The sequence below is a fragment of the Streptomyces sp. NPDC057445 genome (genome assembly GCF_042802855.1).
Classification (GTDB): Bacteria; Actinomycetota; Actinomycetes; order Streptomycetales; family Streptomycetaceae; genus Streptomyces.
On the sequence record NZ_JBHVDH010000008.1, the window covers coordinates 257550 to 273919 of the forward strand.

Sequence of the window (16370 nt, forward strand, 5' to 3'; positions counted from 1 at the left end):
TGCGGGTCCGGGGCAGTCCGGCTGGACGCGAACGTCAGGCCGCGGCCTTCGGGGCGTTGACGTCGCTCGGAAGCGCCTTCTGGGCAACCTCGACGAGCGCGGCGAACGCGCCGGCGTCGTTGACCGCGAGCTCGGCGAGGATCTTGCGGTCCACCTCGACGTTGGCGGCCTTCAGACCCTGGATGAAGCGGTTGTAGGTGATGCCGTTGGCGCGGGCAGCGGCGTTGATGCGCTGGATCCACAGCTGACGGAAGTCGCCCTTACGCTTCTTGCGGTCGTTGTAGTTGTAGACGAGGGAGTGGGTGACCTGCTCCTTCGCCTTGCGGTACAGGCGGGAACGCTGGCCGCGGTAACCGCTGGCCTGCTCGAGGATCGCCCGGCGCTTCTTGTGGGCGTTGACTGCCCGCTTGACGCGTGCCACTTGTTAACTCCTTGTAGCGGGGCCGTGGTTGTCCTCACACGGCCCGGAAACGAATGGGTCCCGGTCTTGCCCGGAGGCCCCCGTCGACCGGGGGCGCGAAATCAATCAGATGCCCAGCATCTTCTTGATCTTGGCGGCGTCACCCGGGGCCATCTCGGCGTTGCCGGTGAGGCGACGCGTCAGCTTGGACGACTTGTGCTCGAGCAGGTGGCGCTTGCCGGCGCGCTCACGGAGCACCTTGCCGGAGCCGGTGATCTTGAAGCGCTTCTTGGCACCGCTGTGCGTCTTGTTCTTCGGCATCGCGCCGTTCTCTCCTCGTCAGTGGCGCTCCCGTCGCCGGTCCGTAAACCGGCAGGCGAAAGCGTCAGATGTATGTGTTGATGTCCAGGACGGTTGCCCCGGAATCAGGCCTCGGCGGGCTCTTCGGCGGAGTCCTCGACGATGTCGTCCGCCTGAGCGGGCTGCCCCTGGCGCTCCGCCTTGCGGGCGGCCTGCGCCTCGCGGGCCTCGGCCATCGCCTCGGTCTTCTTCTTGTGCGGACCGAGAACCATGATCATGTTCCGGCCGTCCTGCTTCGGGTTCGACTCGACGAAACCGAGGTCCTGGACGTCCTCCGCGAGACGCTGCAGCAGTCGGTAGCCGAGCTCCGGCCGGGACTGCTCGCGACCACGGAACATGATCGTGATCTTGACCTTGTCACCCTGCTTGAGGAACCGGACGACGTGACCCTTCTTGGTGTCGTAGTCGTGCGGGTCGATCTTCGGCCGGAGCTTCATTTCCTTGATGACCGTGTGCGCCTGGTTCTTGCGCGCCTCACGGGCCTTCATGGCCGACTCGTACTTGAACTTGCCGTAGTCCATGAGCTTGCAGACCGGCGGTCGTGCAGAGGCCGCGACCTCGACCAGGTCCAGGTCGTACTCCTGCGCAAGCTCCAGCGCCTTGGCAAGCGGAACAATCCCGACCTGCTCGCCGCTGGGACCGACAAGTCGCACCTCGGGAACGCGAATCCGGTCGTTGATGCGGGGCTCGGTGCTGATGGATCCTCCTCGGTAGCACCACGCGGCGGTCTGGCGGACAGCCGCGCAACGTCTGTTTCGTTGGACCAACCGCAGGGGTGCAATGAAAAATGCCCCGACGGGACACAGGCGGGGCTCCTTGAATACCGGAACACCGCCGCGATCTACCGCGGGGCGCTGCTTCGGACGGCTCCATCGTCCGTACGGAACGATGGGCGCCGTCTGACCGGTGACCCGCCGCCCTGCTGGGCGGCCAGGTGGGAGATCGGAGCCTCCACTTGCGGGTCGGGCACATAGGTGTCCGACCGGTCGTTACACAAGGTTAGCAGCTCCGGGCGGAAGGGGCTAACCGGAGGGCGGCACCACGCGCGCGGTACCGCCGGGGCGGCGGACCTCGCAGTGCGCCGCCCGGCGGCCGGCGGACCGGGAACGCGGTCGGCCGGGAGGAGTCGGGACTCAGCCGAAGACGGGACCCGTGTACTTCTCGCCCGGCCCCTGGCCCGGCTCGTCGGGCACGATCGACGCCTCGCGGAACGCCAGCTGCAGCGACTTCAGGCCGTCCCGCAGCGGCGCCGCGTGGAAGGAGCTGATCTCCGTCGCTCCGGCGTCGAGCAGCCCGGCCAGCGCGTGGACCAGCTTGCGGGCCTCGTCCAGGTCCTTGTGCTTGTCGCCGTCCTCGGTCAGGCCGAGCTTCACCGCGGCGGCGCTCATCAGGTTCACCGCGACCGTGACGATCACCTCGACCGCGGGGACCTCCGCGATGTCGCGGGTCATGGCGTCGAAGTCGGGTGACCCATCGCTCGGGGTCTCATTGCTGGGGGTCGCGTCACTCATGCGCCACACGATATGCGGTGGCCGTTACGGCCGTACGTACAGGGGCTCGCCGGGCGGCGTGGCTCCGGGCGGCAGCACGGCCAGGTCGATACCGCGCACCAGACGGGCCCGCAGAGCCTCGTCCGCCGCGAGCGCACGGGCGACCCGCTGCGCCGCCTCGCCTGGCTCCGCGTGCGGAGCCAGGACCAGGGCGAGGGTTCCGTCGGCCCGGCCGGCACCGAGGTGCGCGCGGACCACGGCGGGTTCGGCCGCGACCGCGGCCCGTACCGCCTCGGTCACCGCCGGGTCGGCCAGCGGATCGGTACTCGTGCGGCCCTCGGCGAGAGCGAGCAGCGCCCGGCCGGTGAGCTGGTAAGGCACCGGGCCCGCGAGGTCCAGCACCAGGGTGTCCGCCTTCTCGTGGGCGGCAGCCTGAAGCGCCTGGTGCAGGGGAACGGCGACGGGACGGGCCTCCGGGTCCCAGAGGGCCAGCGAGGCGGTCGAGGTGAACGCGGGCAGGGCCCGCCGGTTCCCGGCGGTCAGGGTGGGCACGGCCATGTCGCTCGTCTTCTCGCGCCGGAGCCCGTTCTCGTCCTCCTCGACCTCACCGAGCACGGCGACGACGGGGACGAGCAGCCGGGCTCCCTTGAGTGCCTCGAGTACGGGTTGCTCGGCGGTCCTGTCCTCGGCCCAGGCCGCGAGCGCCGCCGTCAGGGCGGGGTCGGCGGTGCCGTCGTCGTCGGAGAAGCCGGAGTCGGGAATGTTCTTGAGCGCCACGCGACGAGCCTAATTCCTGGGCGGAGGCTCCGGTGCCGCCAGGGCCGCCCGACCGTCCCCGGAGCGGGTCCGGTAAGGCACCGGTGATCCCAGGTTGAGGCATTTGCGGCGAACTGACCCTTGTCCCCTCCGTGGAACGCCATTAGTGTTCGGCAATGTCGAACCATGGTCCGGTGGATACGTTCACCTCTCCGCTCCGGCGGAACCGATCGACCGGTTCGGACGACGCGCCCGCAAGGGCGCGGCTGAACAGCCGCAGGTAACCCTGCCGAGGCAAGTCCCCCGGGAATCGTCCATGCCAACTACCGTCACGAACCCGTCCGCCATGTGGCCCGCCGGCCGCGCACAGTGCGTCGCGGCCACTCGTCGTGGCCCGGGCAACGCCGTTTCCGTCCACGCCTTCACCGTGCCCGCTGTGCCCGCAGGGGTCCCAGCCGCGAGGAGGAGGACGGCCCGCGTGCTGCGGGACTGGGGGCTGCACCACGAAGGCCTGGACACGGCTTCCCTCGTCATCTCCGAGCTCGTCGGCAATGTCACACAGCACGCCGCCCGGTGTTCGCCGAGGGCGACGGTCACGCTCACCAGGACCGGGACCATGCTGGCGCTGGCCGTGCACGACGAGCATCCCTATCTGCCGCAGCCCCTGCCCGCCGACCCCGGACAGGAATGCGGGCGTGGCCTGCTGATCGTGGACGGTCTCGCCCGCGAGTCCGGGGGCGCGCTGCAGGTGCGCCGCGTGTCCGAGCGCGGCAAGGAGGTCCGGGCGGTGTTCCTCGCCGCCGGCTCGAACGGCGCGGACCTCGCGGCATGTCTTGCCGGCTCATGCCCGGTGATGCACTTCCGGCGGTAGGGCCGCGCCGGTCCGCCCTGCCGGAGGGCGAAAACGGCCGGGGCGGCGGAACCTGCGCGACGCGTGCCCGGACGACGAGGTCTCACTCGCCACCGGGGCCGGCTCGGCCGGGACCGGCTCCTCGCGCGGCGGCACCGTACCGAGGCCGCCCAGGGATCGGGCAGCGGTCTCAGGTGCGCCGTCGGCCGCCGCGCCACAGCAGGACCGAGCACGCGAGCAGCAGTGCGCCGATGCCGCCGGCGACGGGTACGAGCAGGCCCCCCGGCTCATCCGCGGTCGACGCGGCGACAGGGCCGCCGCCGAAGTAGCGGCTGCCGTAACCGGAAGCTGCCGCCGTCTTCCTGTCCCCTGGGCGCAGCTTGCCCCCGGCCTCGATCGCGGCGGCCGGGTCGACGATTCCGTACCCCTTGGCGTCGTCGCGTCCGCCCTTGGGGCCGCTGCGCGCGGTGTCCGTGAGGAGCTTCTTGATCTGGGCGGGGGCCAGCCCCGGATGGGCCGCCCTCACCAGCGCGACGGCTCCGGAGACGAACGCCGAGGCGGCGCTGGTGCCCCAGCCTTCGTAGTACTTCCGGTCCGGGTCGGCGATGACGACATCGACGCCGGGGGCACTGACGGTGGCGTACCAACGGCGCGTGGAGAACGCCGCGTGGGTGCCGAAGCGGTCGACGGCGGCGACGGCGATGACGCCGGGATAGGCCGCGGGGTACGAGATGTGGTCGCCCTTCTCGCCCCCGTTCCCTGACGAGGCGACGACGACGGCACCCTTGGCGAGGGCGTACTGGACGGCGGCGTCCTCGCTCTTCTCCGGGTGGGCGGACTCGCTGTCGTCACCGAGGGAGAGGTTGATGACGTCGGCGCCGTTGTCGGCCGCCCACCGGATGCCGTCGGCGAGCGCGGAGCCCCGGGATTTGCGGGCCCTGGCGCGCGCCGGGTCAGTGCCCTCGAGGATCACCCGGACCGGCAGGATCTTCGCCTCGGGCGCGATACCGAGCACACCGTCCTCGCGGCCGGGCCCATGGCCGCGCCCCGCGATGATCCCCGCCATGGCGGTCCCGTGGCGGGCCCACGCGCGATCACCGCGTCCGGCCCCGAAGCCGATGAGGTCCTTGGTCGGGAGCACCTGGCCCGCCAGGTCGGGGTGCCGGTCGTCGACGCCGGTGTCCAGCACGGCGACCGTGATTCCCTCGCCCTTGGTGGTCCGCCACGCCTCGTCGGTGTGCATGGCGTCGAGGGCCCACTGGCGTGCGCGGATACCGTCGGCATGGGCGGGGGCGGCAGACACGAGGACGAACGCGAGGGCGGTGGCGAGGCCGCCGACGAGACGGCGGCGGGTGCGCGGGTGTGCCGAGACCGCGGGCTGCGCGCCGCCCCGGGTGTCGGGCGTGCCAGGCGCTGCCGGGCGGGGCCAGGGGGACGTGGACGACGCGGTCATTCGGGGCGCTCCTGAGCCGGCGTCGCGAACTTCCGCAGGGCCCGCTCGATACGGTCCGCGATGCCCTTGGCCTCGTGACCGAGACCCGCCTGGGCAGGTGCCGAAGTGGCACCGGAGGCCATCGCCTCATTGGCGGGCTGGGGGTCGGTGACCGTTCGGCCGTCGGCGAAGCCGGAGACCGCGTACACGATGACGGGCGCGTCGCTCAGGACGCCGACCGTCCAGCTCGCCCGCTGCTTGTCGCCGAAGCCCGCGGCGACGGTTCCGGGGACGCCGTAGGCCCGGGGCATGAGGTCGGCGCGCTCGGTCAGGCCCTCGCCCGAGAACCGGCTGCGCAGGGTCGCCATCGCGTTCCGGTCCGCCCGCGTGAAGACCATGCCGACGGTGGTGACACTGCTGCCGGTGGCGTCGGTGTAGGTCGCCCGCAGGGCCCGCACACAGCCGACCGGCCGCAGCGCCCTGGCCAGCAGCGGATCCAGGGCACCCGTGCAGGGCCCGTCGGGGGCGACGGCGATCCGCGTCCACGCCCGGTCCGCGCCCCCGGGTCCCGCGCCGGTGCCCTTGAGGGCCGGCGGGAAGAGGCTGTCGACGGGAACGCTGCGCCAGAGCGTGCGCGTGTCCTCGTAGCCGGCGCGCGCGGCAGGCGCGGCGGACGAGTCCCCGGCGAGCCAGCTTCCGGCGAGTGCGCCCCCGGTGAGACCGAGCCCGAGAACGACGCAGATGAGGGCCGCGGCGGTCCGCGCGGGGTGCCGTGTGCGGATGGGCCGCAGGCGAGTGGTGATCTCGGTGGGGGTCTCGGGAAGGATGTCCGCGTAGGGAAGCGGCGAGCTTCTGAAGTGGGCGGGTGCCGCTGCCGGGCCGCCGGTGCGCGGCACCGAGAGCGGTACGGAACGGCCGGCCACGGGCTGCGGCGGCACGGTCGGACGGGGCGGCAGGGACGGGCGGGGCGGCATTGCACCGGTTACGGGCGGCACGTCCGACGGGTGGGACGGCCGCGGCCCCGGTCTCTCGTTCGCGGGGCGCCGGGTCTGCCCGCCGTCTCCCGCTGCGTCGGCAGTGGCGTTCGTGGGTCGTGCGGCGGGCCGGCGCAGCGGCGCCGCGTTCGCCGGGCCCGCGGCGGGCCGGGGCGGTGGCGTCGAATCCGTGATCGGGCGCAGGCGGGTCGTTGTCTCGGCCGGCGTCGGCGCGGACACCGTCGCGGAGTCGGACTGGACGGGGAGGAGGGCGTCGGTGATACGGGAAGAGCGCGGTGCCTCGGTGCTCATCCGCCCCCCGTTCCCTCGAGTCGTAGCGCTGCCGGATCGCCTTTCGGGGCAGGCCCGTTCGTCACCGTGTGTGCGTCACTCTACGGGGAGAAGCAGGCCGCGCGGGAACGGGTCCGCAGGCCCGGGGCATCTGCCCAGAACGTCCCCCTACCCCCGGGTAATCCGGTCTGGCAAGCTCGCCCCATGACTCCCCGTGCCGCAGACAGGACCCGGTACGACCGGGCCACTGCCCATCTCGACGCGCCGCTCGCCGTCGTCGATCTCGACGCCTTCGACGCGAACGCGGCGGACCTGGTCCGGCGAGCGGGCGGGAAGCCGGTCAGGGTGGCGAGCAAGTCCGTCCGCTGCCGGGCGCTGCTGGAGCGCGTGCTGGCCATGGACGGCTTCCAGGGCATCATGTCGTTCACCCTGGAGGAGTCGGTCTGGCTGACCCGGGCAGGGTTCGACGACGTACTTCTCGCGTATCCGTCCGCCGACCGGGCGGGCTTCGCCGAGCTGGCCGGGGACGCCAAGCTCGCCGCCGCGGTCACGGTGATGATCGACGATCCGGCACAGCTGGAGCTGATCGACCGGGCACGGTCCGGCGGCACGGAGGAGATCCGGGTCTGTCTGGAGCTGGACACCGCGCTGCATCTGCTGGGAGGCCGGATACGGGTCGGGGCGCGCCGCTCGCCGCTCCGCGATCCGGGCCGACTGGCGGAAATGGCCCGGTCGGTCGCCCGCCGGCCCGGCTTCCGGCTGGTGGGGCTGATGGCGTACGAGGGACATGTCGCCGGCGTGGGCGACGCGGTGGCGGGGAGCCCGCTGCGCTCGCGGATGATCAGGCTGATGCAGTCCGCGGCCCGCCGCGAGCTGGCCGCGCGCAGGGCGGCCGCCGTGCGTGCGGTCCGGGCCGTGGTGCCGGACCTGGAGTTCGTGAACGGCGGTGGCACGGGCAGTGTGCAGCACACCGCCGCGGAGGACGTGGTCACCGAGATCGCGGCCGGGTCCGGGCTCTATCTGCCGCGGCTGTTCGACAACTACACGTCCTTCAGCGGGCGGCCCGCGGCGCTCTTCGCCCAGCCGGTGGTGCGCCGTCCGGGCGTGGGGGTGGTGACGGTGCTCGGCGGCGGCTATCCGGCGTCCGGGGCCGCGGGGCGGGACCGGCTGCCGGTTCCGTATCTGCCGGAGGGGCTGCGGTACGACCCGCAGGAGGGGCCCGGCGAGGTCCAGACTCCGCTGCTGGGCACACCGGCCGACGACCTCCTCATCGGCGACAAGGTGTGGTTCCGGCACGCGAAGGCCGGGGAGATGTGCGAGCGGTTCGACGAGCTGCGGCTGATCGAGGGCGACCGGGTGGTGGCGACCGTACCGACGTACCGGGGCGAGGGCCGTACGTTCCTCTGACGACTGACCGGTGACAGCCCACGGCTGACGGCTGACGGATGCCGGTCGGCGGCGACGCCGACCGGCGAGCCCTCCCCCGGTGTCCCGGCCCGGGCAGCGCCGTCCGTCAGTCTTCGACAGCCGCGTTGTCCGGGCCCGGGTACCGGCCGGGCGGGCGGGCGGGGGGGATCCGCCGTGCTCGGCGATGATCTACAGCGGGGTGACGTACGCCCCCGAGATACCGCCGTCGACGAGGAAGTCCGTCGCGTTCACGAACGACGAGTCGTCGCTCGCGAGGAACGCCACGGCCGCCGCGATCTCGTCCGCCTCCGCGAAACGGCCGACGGGGATGTGAACGAGCCTGCGTGCGGCCCGCTCCGGGTCCTTGGCGAACAGCTCCTGGAGCAGCGGGGTGTTGACCGGCCCCGGGCAGAGGGCGTTGACCCGGATGCCCTCGCGGGCGAACTGCACGCCCAGCTCGCGGGACATCGCGAGCACACCGCCCTTGGACGCCGTGTAGGAGATCTGGGAGGTCGCCGCGCCCATCCGCGCCACGAACGACGCGGTGTTGATGATGGAGCCCCTGCCCTGGCGCTGCATATAGGGGATGGCCGCCTTGCAGCACAGGTACACGGACGTGAGGTTGACCTCCTGGACGCGCTTCCAGGCGTCCAGGCCGGTCTCCAGGATGGAGTCGTCGTCGGGCGGTGAGATGCCCGCGTTGTTGAAGGCGATGTCCACGCTGCCGTAGGTGTCGAACGCGGTCCTGAAGAGCGCTTCGACCTGCTCGGCGTCGGTGACGTCCACCTTCACGAACGTCCCGCCGACCTCTTCGGCCGCGGCCTTGCCCGCGATCTCGTCGATGTCGCCGCACACGACGTTCGCGCCTTCGGAGGCGAGACGGCGCGCGGTGGCGAGGCCGATGCCGCTGCCCGCACCGGTGATGACGGCGGTGCGGCCGGCGAGACGGCGGCACACAGGGGATTCGGTGGTCATGTGGTTCAGTCCTCCGTGCTGATGAAGACGTTCTTGGTTTCGGTGAAAGCGGTGAGGGCGTCGGGGCCCAGCTCACGGCCGAGGCCGGACTGCTTGTAGCCGCCGAACGGGGTCCAGTAGCGAACGCTGGAGTGGGAGTTGACGGACAGGTTTCCCGCGGCGACCGCCCCGGAGACGCGCAGGGCGCGGCCGATGTCACGGGTCCAGATGGAGCCGGAGAGGCCGTAGTCCGTCGCGTTGGCCAGCCGTACCGCGTCCTCCTCGTCCTCGAAGGGGAGCACGACGGCGACCGGTCCGAAGACCTCGTCCACGGCGGCCGGGGAGTCGGGCGCGAGTCCGGTGAGGACGGTCGGGGGGAACCAGAAACCGGGGCCCGTGGGTGCGGTGCCGTGGATGCCGGGCAAGCCGTCGGGGACGTAGGAACGCACCCGTTCCAGCTGGGTCTTGGAGATCAGCGGACCCATCTGGGTGCTCTCGTCCGCGGGATCGCCGACCACGACGGACTCGATCGCCGGAGCGAGCAGTTCAAGGAAGCGGTCGTGGACGGAGGACTGGACGAGGATGCGCGTGCGGGCGCAGCAGTCCTGGCCGCTGTTGTCGAGGAACGACATGGGCGCGGCGGCGGCAGCGGCCTCGATGTCGGCGTCGGCGAAGACGATGTTGGGGCTCTTGCCGCCGAGTTCGAGGGTCACGCGCTTCACGCGGTCCGCGCAGAGCGACATGATCTGCTTGCCGACCCGCGTCGAGCCCGTGAACACGATCTTCGCGACTCCCGGATGGCGCACGAGCGCGTCGCCCGCGATGTCGCCTCGGCCGGGCAGCACCTGGAAGAGGTGCTCGGGAAGGCCCGCCTCCAGGGCGAGTTCGGCGAGCCGCAGGGCGGTCAGGGGCGTCGTCTCGGCCGGCTTGAGGATCACGGCGTTCCCCGCGGCGAGCGCCGGAGCCGTGCCCCAGGCGGCGATCGGCATGGGGAAGTTCCACGGCGCGATGACGCCGACGACGCCCAGCGGTTCCAGGATCGTGAGGTCGAGCCCGCCGGCGACGGGGATCTGGCGGCCGGTGAGCCGTTCCACTCCCCCGGCCGCGTAGTCGAGCAGATCGCGGACGTTCCCCGCTTCCCAGCGGGCGTTGCCGATGGTGTGGCCCGCCTCGGCGACCTCGAGCCGCGCCAGTTCCTCGATGTGGCCGTCGACGACGGAGGCGAAGCGGCGCAGCAGCCGTGCGCGGTCCGCGGGCGCCGCGGACGACCAGGCACGCTGAGCGGCCGCGGCTCGTACCACGGCGGCGTCGACGTCCTGCTCGACGGCGCCCGGGACGGTGGCGATGACTTCCTCGGTGGCCGGGTTCAGGACATCGAGTTCGTACAGTTGCGACAAGTGGTGCCTCACATGCGTTCGAAGGAGCGGCGGAGCTCCCAGTCGGTCACCGCGGCGTCGAAGGCTTCCAGCTCGACCCGCGCCATGTTGCGGTAGTGGGCGACGACCTCGTCACCGAAGGCGGCCTTGGCGATGGGGCTGTTCTCCCAGAGCTCGGCGGCCTCCCTCAGGGTCGGGGGAACGTGGGCGTAGTCGGCGGTGTAGGCGTTGCCCGAGCAGACCTCCGGAAGCTCCAGCTGCTGCTCGATGCCGTGGAGCCCCGCGGCGACCATGCCGGCGACGGCAAGATGCGGGTTGACGTCCCCGCCGGGAAGGCGGTTCTCGAACCGCATGGAGCGGCCGTGGCCGACGATGCGCAGGGAACAGGTGCGGTTGTCGTAGCCCCAGGCGACGGCGGTGGGGGCGAAGGATCCGGGCTGGAAGCGCTTGTACGAGTTGATGTTCGGGGCGTACAGCAGCGAGAAGTCGCGCAGGGCGGCCAGCTGGCCCGCCAGGAAGTGCCGCATGACCTGCGACATTCCGTCCGGTCCGTCCCCCGCCATCACATTGCGGCCGTCCGCGTCCTGAAGGGACAGATGGATGTGGCAGGAGTTGCCCTCGCGCTCGTTGTACTTCGCCATGAACGTCAGGGAGACGCCCTCCTGCGAGGCGATCTCCTTGGCACCCGTCTTGTAGACGGCGTGCTGGTCGCAGGTGACGAGGGCCTCGTCGTAGCGGAAGGCGATCTCGTGCTGGCCGGGGTTGCACTCGCCCTTGGCGGACTCGACGGTCAGCCCCGCGCCGGCCATCTCGTTGCGGATGCGGCGCAGCAGTGGCTCGATGCGTCCGGTGCCGAGCACCGAGTAGTCGATGTTGTACTGGTTGGCCGGGACCAGGCCGCGGTAGTTCGCGTCCCAGGCCTGCTCGTAGGAGTCCTTGAAGACGATGAACTCCAGCTCGGTGCCCACATGCGCGGTGTACCCGAGAGCGGCGAGGCGGTCGAGCTGGCGGCGCAGGATCTGGCGGGGCGCGGCCACGACGGGGGCGCCGTCGTTCCAGGCGAGGTCGGCGATCAGCATGGCCGTGCCCTCGTTCCAGGGGACTCGGCGCAGCGTGGTGAGATCGGGGTGCATGGCGAAGTCGCCGTAGCCCCGGTCCCAGGACGACATCTCGTAGCCGTCCACCGTGTTCATCTCGGTGTCGACGGCGAGGAGATAGTTGCAGCCTTCGGTGCCGTGCTCCAGGACCTCGTCGAGGAAGAAGGGCGCGGCGAACCGCTTGCCCTGGAGCCGCCCTTGCATATCGGGGAAGGCCAGGACGACGGTGTCGATCTCACCGCTCGCCACGAGCTCTCTCAGCTCGTCGACGGTCAGCGGGGGTGTGCGGTCTGCCACGGGACTACGCTCCTTCGGTCAGCCGGGAGCCATAAGGTATTACCTAAGACCATTGCCTGGGAAGGGGAAACCGCAAGGTGACGAAGAAGAGCGAGCCGGCGGACCGGCTGACGCATGTGCTGCGGCCGGTGCGGGCGGGCAACGGCTTCGAGGAAGCCCTCGAGCAGATCCTCCAGGTGGTACGGCTCGGACTGGTGCCCGGCGGGGAGCGGCTGCCCGCCGAGCGCGAGCTGGCGGAGCGGATGGGCATAAGCCGCGTCACGCTCCGTGAGGTGCTGAAGGTCCTCCAGGAGCAGGGCCTGGTCGAGAGCCGGCGCGGCCGATACGGGGGAACGTTCGTCCTGCAGCGGGACCGCACCCGGGGCGAGGAGGAGCTACGACGCCGTATCGCCGCCGTCGACGTCGAGGACACCCTGCGCTTTCGTGAGGTACTGGAGGTCGGCGCAGCCGGGCTGTGCGCGGCGCACGGCTTGACCGACGCGGGCGCCGAGCGGCTGCGTACCGCGCTGGCGACGACCCATGACGCACGCCTGGACGACTACCGCCGCTGTGACACGCTGCTTCATCTCACCCTCGCCGAGCTGTCCGGGTCCCCCACCCTGACCGCCCAGTACGCGGCCGTACGGGCGACCCTGAACGATCTGCTCGACTGCATCCCGCTGCTCGTGCGCAATCTGGAGCACTCCCAGCAGCAGCACTCTGCACTGGTGGGGGCGGTCCTGGACGGCGACGCCGACGCGGCGCGCGAGGTGATGCGGGAGCACTGCGGGGGCACGGCGGCACTGCTGCGCGGATTCCTCGCGTAGCCGTGGACGTAACCCGAAAGTAACGCAGGGGTCTTGCATATTCCGGCGCCCACCGCAAAGGTATGGCTCCATTCCATTGGGCCCGACGCGGGAGCTCTGCCATGACGCTGGAAGACACCACCGGGAGCAGCACACCACCACAGGACGACTATCTCGAGCGCCGCACTCTGCGGCGCGGCAGCGCGGGCTGGCTGCTGCTGACCGGCCTCGGCGTCGCCTATGTCGTCTCCGGAGACTTCTCCGGCTGGAACATCGGCCTGTCCAAGGGCGGATTCGGCGGACTCGCCGCGGCCACGGTGCTGATGGGGCTGATGTACGCCTGCCTCGTCTTCGCACTCGCCGAACTCTCGGCGATCCTGCCGACGGCGGGCGGCGGCTACGGCTTCGCGCGCCGGGCGCTCGGCACCTGGGGCGGCTTCCTCACCGGCACGGCGATCCTCATCGAGTACATCCTCGCGCCCGCCGCGATCTCGATCTTCATCGGGGACTACGTCGAATCCCTGGGGCTGTTCGGGCTGACATCCGGCTGGCCGGTGTATCTCGCCTGCTTCGCGATCTTCATCGGCATCCATCTCTGGGGCGTCGGTGAGGCGCTGCGCTTCAGTCTCGTCGTGACGGCGGTCGCGGTGGCCGCGCTGCTGATCTTCGCGATAGGCGCGTTCACGGACTTCCAGGTCAGCGGGCTGAACGACATCCCCGTCGACAAGCAGGCGGTGGGCTCAAGCTCCTGGCTGCCGTTCGGTCTGCTGGGCATATGGGCCGCTTTCCCCTTCGGCATGTGGTTCTTCCTCGGGGTCGAGGGGGTGCCGCTCGCGGCGGAGGAGGCCAAGGACCCGGTCCGCTCCATGCCGAGGGCGCTCGCGCTCTCGATGTCGATCCTCGTCCTGCTCGCCGTGATCACCTTCTTCGTGGCCACCGGGGCCCAAGGCTCGGCGGCGATCCAGGAGGCGGGCAACCCGCTCGTGGTCGCCCTGCAGGGCGACGGCGATCCGACCGCGCTGAGCCGCTTCGTCAACTACGCGGGCCTCGCCGGCCTCGTCGCCTCGTTCTTCTCGCTCATCTACGCCGGTTCGCGGCAGCTCTTCGCCCTCTCCCGGGCCGGGTACCTGCCCCGGTTCCTGTCCCTCACGAGCCGCCGCAAGTCCCCGTACCTCGGCCTGCTGATCCCGGGTGCGATCGGTTTCGCCCTCGCCGCAGGGACGGGCGACGGGGCGCGCATGCTGAACATCGCGGTGTTCGGCGCCACGATCTCGTACGCCCTGATGGCGCTGTCGCACATCGTGCTGCGCCGACGTGAGCCCGAGCTGCCGCGGCCGTACCGCACCCCGGGCGGGGTGGTGACCTCGTCCGTCGCCTTCGTACTCGCCCTCTCCGCACTCGTCGCCACCTTCCTGGTGGACAAGGACGCTGCGCTGATCGCCCTCGCGGTGTACGGCGTCGCCCTCGCGTACTTCGCCTTCTACAGTCGGAAGCGGCTGGTGGCGAAGGCACCGGAGGAGGAGTTCGCGGCGCTGGCCGAGGCCGAGGCCGAACTCAAATGACCGGAGGTTTGCAGGTGACCCAGCCGCTCATCGGCGTCAGCACCTACCTGGAGCGTGCCTCGTGGGGCGTGTGGCAGCTGCCCGCCGCCCTGTTGCCCGAGGGGTATCCGAGGCTCGTCCAGGCGGCGGGCGGCATGGCCGCGATGCTCCCGCCCGACGATCCCGGGCGCGCGGCGGGTGTGGTGGCCCGGCTGGACGGGCTGGTCGTGGCGGGCGGGCCCGATGTCGAACCCGTACGGTACGGGGCCGAACCCCACCCGCGTACGGGGCCGCCGGCAAGGGAGCGCGACGCCTGGGAACTCGCTCTCATCGAAGCGGCGCTGGAGTCGGGTACTCCGCTGCTCGGCATCTGCCGCGGTATGCAGCTCCTGAACGTCGCCCTGGGCGGGACGCTCGTGCAGCACCTGGACGGCCATGTGAAGGAGGTCGGCGTCTTCGGACACCACCCGGTGATCCCGGTGCCGGGGTCCAGGTACGCCTCGTTGGTACCGGAGACGTCGCCGGTGCCGACGTACCACCACCAGTCGGTCGACCGACTGGGCACCGGGCTCCTGGTCTCGGCGCACCACGCGGAGGACGGCACGGTGGAGGCGATCGAACTCCCGCACCCTTCATGGGTCCTGGGCGTCCAGTGGCACCCGGAGATGGGCGGCGACACGCGGGTCATGGCGGGGCTGGTCAACGCGGCGGCGTAACGCGGGTTCGCTGCGCGGGCGGTGCGGGTGGGGTTGTCGTGGTTGGCCGGTGCGGGTCCGCTGCACGGTGCCGGTGTGGTTGTCGTGGTTGGCCTGTGCCGTGTTGGTGGCCGGTGTGTCCGTCCTCAAACGCCGGACGGGCTCAGGTGGTCGGGGTCGGCCGGTACCGGGTCGCGGGCGTTGGGGGCCGTTCCGGGGCTCGCATCCGGGACGGCATGATTTACGGCGCGCTGACCGGCACCACATCGGCGACGCCCGCGCCGCGCCACAAATCACGCTTTAGTGTCCCGGACACGACCCCTCCACGGCCCCCCTCGGGGCGGGAGGTGGTGGGCCGATCGCCGTGTGTCGGCTGAACCACCCGCCGGGGAGCAGTCGGCAACGCGCCAGGGGCGGGGCCGTGCAGGGTCGGCCCCGCAGGGGACGGCGGGACTACTGGCTGCCTGCGAGGTGGGCGGTACGCCGCCGTCCCCGAGGAGTCGAGCCCGGAGGGGCCTCGCCCCCCACCCACCGACAGCAGCCGCCCAAGCCCGTCCGGCGCTTGAGGACGGACACACCGGCCGCGCACCTGGTCCCGGCCAACCCCGACCACCACACCGGCCCCGCGCAACGGACCCGTACCGGCCGACCCGGACAACCTCACCCGAACCGCCCGCGCAGCGACCGCGCAGCAACCGTCACCCCCGGGTCAGCGAGAGCAAATCCCGTGCAGGACCCGCCGGCCGGTGCCCCGCACGCCACACCGCGCGCAGGTCACGCCGCAGCCGGACGCCTTCCACCGGGACGCGGACCAGGCGGCGGGAAGCCAGTTCTTCCGTCACCGCGAGCTCGCTCAGCACCGCGGGCCCCGCGCCGCTCACCGCCGCCGCCTTCACCGCGGTGGTGGAGGCGAGTTCCATCAAGGGCTCGGCCAGCCCTCCGTACGCCGCGAGCGCCGAATCGAGGACCTGGCGCGTACCCGAACCCCTTTCGCGCAGGACCAGTGAGGTCGAGGCCAGCTCGTCCGGGGCGACAGCCGACCGCCGCCGCGCCCACGCATGTCCCGGCGCGGCCACCACCACGAGCCGGTCGTGGCCGATCACCGCCCCGTCGAGGCCCGCCGGGACCGCGAGCCCCTCCACGAAGCCCAGGTCGGCCTCGTCCCCGAGGAGCCGTTCCGCGACCGCCGCGGAGTTGCCCGCGAGCAAGGACACAGCTGTGTCGGGGCGCTGCTGGCGAAGCGCTATGAGCCACACGGGCAGCAGGTACTCGGCGATGGTCATGCTCGCCGCCACCCGCAGCCGCGAGTCCCGCCGGACGCGGAGCGCCTGCGCGCCCACGTCGAAGGCCTCCGCCGCCTCGACGATCCGCCGCGCCCAGTCGGTGACGAGCGCCCCCGCGTCGGTGAGGCGGGAGCCACGCGGTGAGCGGTCGAGGAGGGCGACGCCGAGCTGCCGTTCCATGGAGCGGATGCGGCTGCTCGCGGCCGGCTGTGTGATGCCGAGTTCACGCGCCGCCCGGCCCAGGCTGCCGTGCCGGGCCACGGCCAGCAGCAGCTCCAGCGCACCGAGATCGGGCACCCGGTGGGCCAGCAGCCCGCCTCGCTCTTCGCTCATAAACCCAGCTTATGAGGGCATAGCGAAATGATCCCTGGTGGGAGCGGGA

General features: G+C 71.7%; 16 protein-coding genes. 5 read left to right on the forward strand and 11 right to left on the reverse strand.

Translation table 11 applies throughout. The features are described from left to right. Positions 1 to 34 precede the first annotated feature (34 nt). The 5 genes from rplT to ACFU5O_RS20015 form a co-directional block, all read right to left on the reverse strand. On the reverse strand, positions 35 to 421 hold the full coding sequence (gene rplT, locus ACFU5O_RS19995; RefSeq protein ID WP_066950970.1) for a 50S ribosomal protein L20: 387 nt from the start codon (positions 419 to 421) through the stop codon (positions 35 to 37). Positions 422 to 526: 105 nt separating this feature from the next. After that, entirely contained in the window at positions 527 to 721 is a 195-nt protein-coding gene (gene rpmI, locus ACFU5O_RS20000) for a 50S ribosomal protein L35 (protein ID WP_019884943.1), read from the reverse strand. Between the two features lie 104 nt (positions 722 to 825). Further along, entirely contained in the window at positions 826 to 1527 is a 702-nt protein-coding gene (gene infC / locus ACFU5O_RS20005; protein WP_384242163.1) for a translation initiation factor IF-3, read from the reverse strand. Positions 1528 to 1893: 366 nt separating this feature from the next. Further along, complete coding sequence (locus ACFU5O_RS20010; protein ID WP_384242166.1) at positions 1894 to 2271, reverse strand: DUF1844 domain-containing protein; 378 nt, start codon at positions 2269 to 2271, stop codon at positions 1894 to 1896. 24 nt (positions 2272 to 2295) lie between these two features. After that, positions 2296 to 3027, reverse strand: a complete 732-nt coding sequence (locus ACFU5O_RS20015; protein WP_384242169.1) for an SseB family protein — start codon at positions 3025 to 3027, stop codon at positions 2296 to 2298. A gap of 325 nt (positions 3028 to 3352) precedes the next feature. Here ACFU5O_RS20015 and ACFU5O_RS20020 point away from each other — a divergent pair, with 325 nt between their 5' ends. Further along, complete coding sequence (locus tag ACFU5O_RS20020) at positions 3353 to 3877, forward strand: ATP-binding protein (protein WP_384242280.1); 525 nt, start codon at positions 3353 to 3355, stop codon at positions 3875 to 3877. A 169-nt stretch (positions 3878 to 4046) separates the two neighbouring features. Here the strand turns inward: ACFU5O_RS20020 and mycP are convergent, their stop codons facing one another. Next, on the reverse strand, positions 4047 to 5309 hold the full coding sequence (mycP, locus tag ACFU5O_RS20025; protein ID WP_384242172.1) for a type VII secretion-associated serine protease mycosin: 1263 nt from the start codon (positions 5307 to 5309) through the stop codon (positions 4047 to 4049). Then, on the reverse strand, positions 5306 to 6226 hold the full coding sequence (locus ACFU5O_RS20030) for a hypothetical protein (protein WP_384242173.1): 921 nt from the start codon (positions 6224 to 6226) through the stop codon (positions 5306 to 5308). The genes mycP and ACFU5O_RS20030 overlap by 4 nt, the downstream gene beginning before the upstream one ends. A gap of 531 nt (positions 6227 to 6757) precedes the next feature. Between ACFU5O_RS20030 and ACFU5O_RS20035 the strand changes: the two genes are divergently transcribed. Beyond that, positions 6758 to 7960, forward strand: coding sequence for an amino acid deaminase/aldolase (locus ACFU5O_RS20035; protein WP_384242176.1), 1203 nt, complete (start codon positions 6758 to 6760; stop codon positions 7958 to 7960). Positions 7961 to 8149: 189 nt separating this feature from the next. Here ACFU5O_RS20035 and ACFU5O_RS20040 read toward each other — a convergent pair whose 3' ends face one another. From ACFU5O_RS20040 to ACFU5O_RS20050, 3 genes are read right to left on the reverse strand one after another with little or no spacing between them, the layout of a single operon-like run. Continuing rightward, positions 8150 to 8935, reverse strand: coding sequence for a 3-oxoacyl-ACP reductase (locus ACFU5O_RS20040; protein WP_384242179.1), 786 nt, complete (start codon positions 8933 to 8935; stop codon positions 8150 to 8152). A 5-nt stretch (positions 8936 to 8940) separates the two neighbouring features. Beyond that, positions 8941 to 10311, reverse strand: coding sequence for an aldehyde dehydrogenase family protein (locus ACFU5O_RS20045; protein ID WP_384242182.1), 1371 nt, complete (start codon positions 10309 to 10311; stop codon positions 8941 to 8943). Between the two features lie 8 nt (positions 10312 to 10319). After that, a complete protein-coding gene (locus ACFU5O_RS20050; protein ID WP_384242184.1) occupies positions 10320 to 11684 on the reverse strand; it encodes a glutamine synthetase family protein in 1365 nt (454 codons plus the stop codon). A 77-nt stretch (positions 11685 to 11761) separates the two neighbouring features. Between ACFU5O_RS20050 and ACFU5O_RS20055 the strand changes: the two genes are divergently transcribed. The 3 genes from ACFU5O_RS20055 (at position 11762) to ACFU5O_RS20065 (ending at position 14726) form a co-directional block, all read left to right on the forward strand. Further along, positions 11762 to 12490 carry a FadR/GntR family transcriptional regulator gene (locus ACFU5O_RS20055; protein ID WP_384242187.1) on the forward strand — a complete coding sequence of 243 codons (729 nt, stop codon included), beginning with the start codon at positions 11762 to 11764 and terminating at the stop codon, positions 12488 to 12490. A 101-nt stretch (positions 12491 to 12591) separates the two neighbouring features. Further along, positions 12592 to 14031, forward strand: a complete 1440-nt coding sequence (gene eat / locus ACFU5O_RS20060) for an ethanolamine permease (protein WP_384242190.1) — start codon at positions 12592 to 12594, stop codon at positions 14029 to 14031. A gap of 14 nt (positions 14032 to 14045) precedes the next feature. Beyond that, complete coding sequence (locus tag ACFU5O_RS20065) at positions 14046 to 14726, forward strand: gamma-glutamyl-gamma-aminobutyrate hydrolase family protein (RefSeq protein WP_384242193.1); 681 nt, start codon at positions 14046 to 14048, stop codon at positions 14724 to 14726. 677 nt (positions 14727 to 15403) lie between these two features. Here ACFU5O_RS20065 and ACFU5O_RS20070 read toward each other — a convergent pair. Then, on the reverse strand, positions 15404 to 16321 hold the full coding sequence (locus ACFU5O_RS20070) for a LysR family transcriptional regulator (protein WP_384242196.1): 918 nt from the start codon (positions 16319 to 16321) through the stop codon (positions 15404 to 15406). Positions 16322 to 16370 lie beyond the last annotated feature (49 nt).

What these genes read in the sequence shown, in the direction of transcription:
- ACFU5O_RS20020 (WP_384242280.1), top strand. Translation starts at nt 3,353, where the DNA reads ATGTGGCCCGCCGGCCGCGCACAGTGCGTCGCGGCCACTCGTCGTGGC.
- ACFU5O_RS20035 (WP_384242176.1), top strand. Translation starts at nt 6,758, where the DNA reads ATGACTCCCCGTGCCGCAGACAGGACCCGGTACGACCGGGCCACTGCC.
- rpmI (WP_019884943.1), bottom strand. Translation starts at nt 721, where the DNA reads ATGCCGAAGAACAAGACGCACAGCGGTGCCAAGAAGCGCTTCAAGATC.
- ACFU5O_RS20010 (WP_384242166.1), bottom strand. Translation starts at nt 2,271, where the DNA reads ATGAGTGACGCGACCCCCAGCAATGAGACCCCGAGCGATGGGTCACCC.
- eat (WP_384242190.1), top strand. Translation starts at nt 12,592, where the DNA reads ATGACGCTGGAAGACACCACCGGGAGCAGCACACCACCACAGGACGAC.
- mycP (WP_384242172.1), bottom strand. Translation starts at nt 5,309, where the DNA reads ATGACCGCGTCGTCCACGTCCCCCTGGCCCCGCCCGGCAGCGCCTGGC.
- ACFU5O_RS20040 (WP_384242179.1), bottom strand. Translation starts at nt 8,935, where the DNA reads ATGACCACCGAATCCCCTGTGTGCCGCCGTCTCGCCGGCCGCACCGCC.
- ACFU5O_RS20070 (WP_384242196.1), bottom strand. Translation starts at nt 16,321, where the DNA reads ATGAGCGAAGAGCGAGGCGGGCTGCTGGCCCACCGGGTGCCCGATCTC.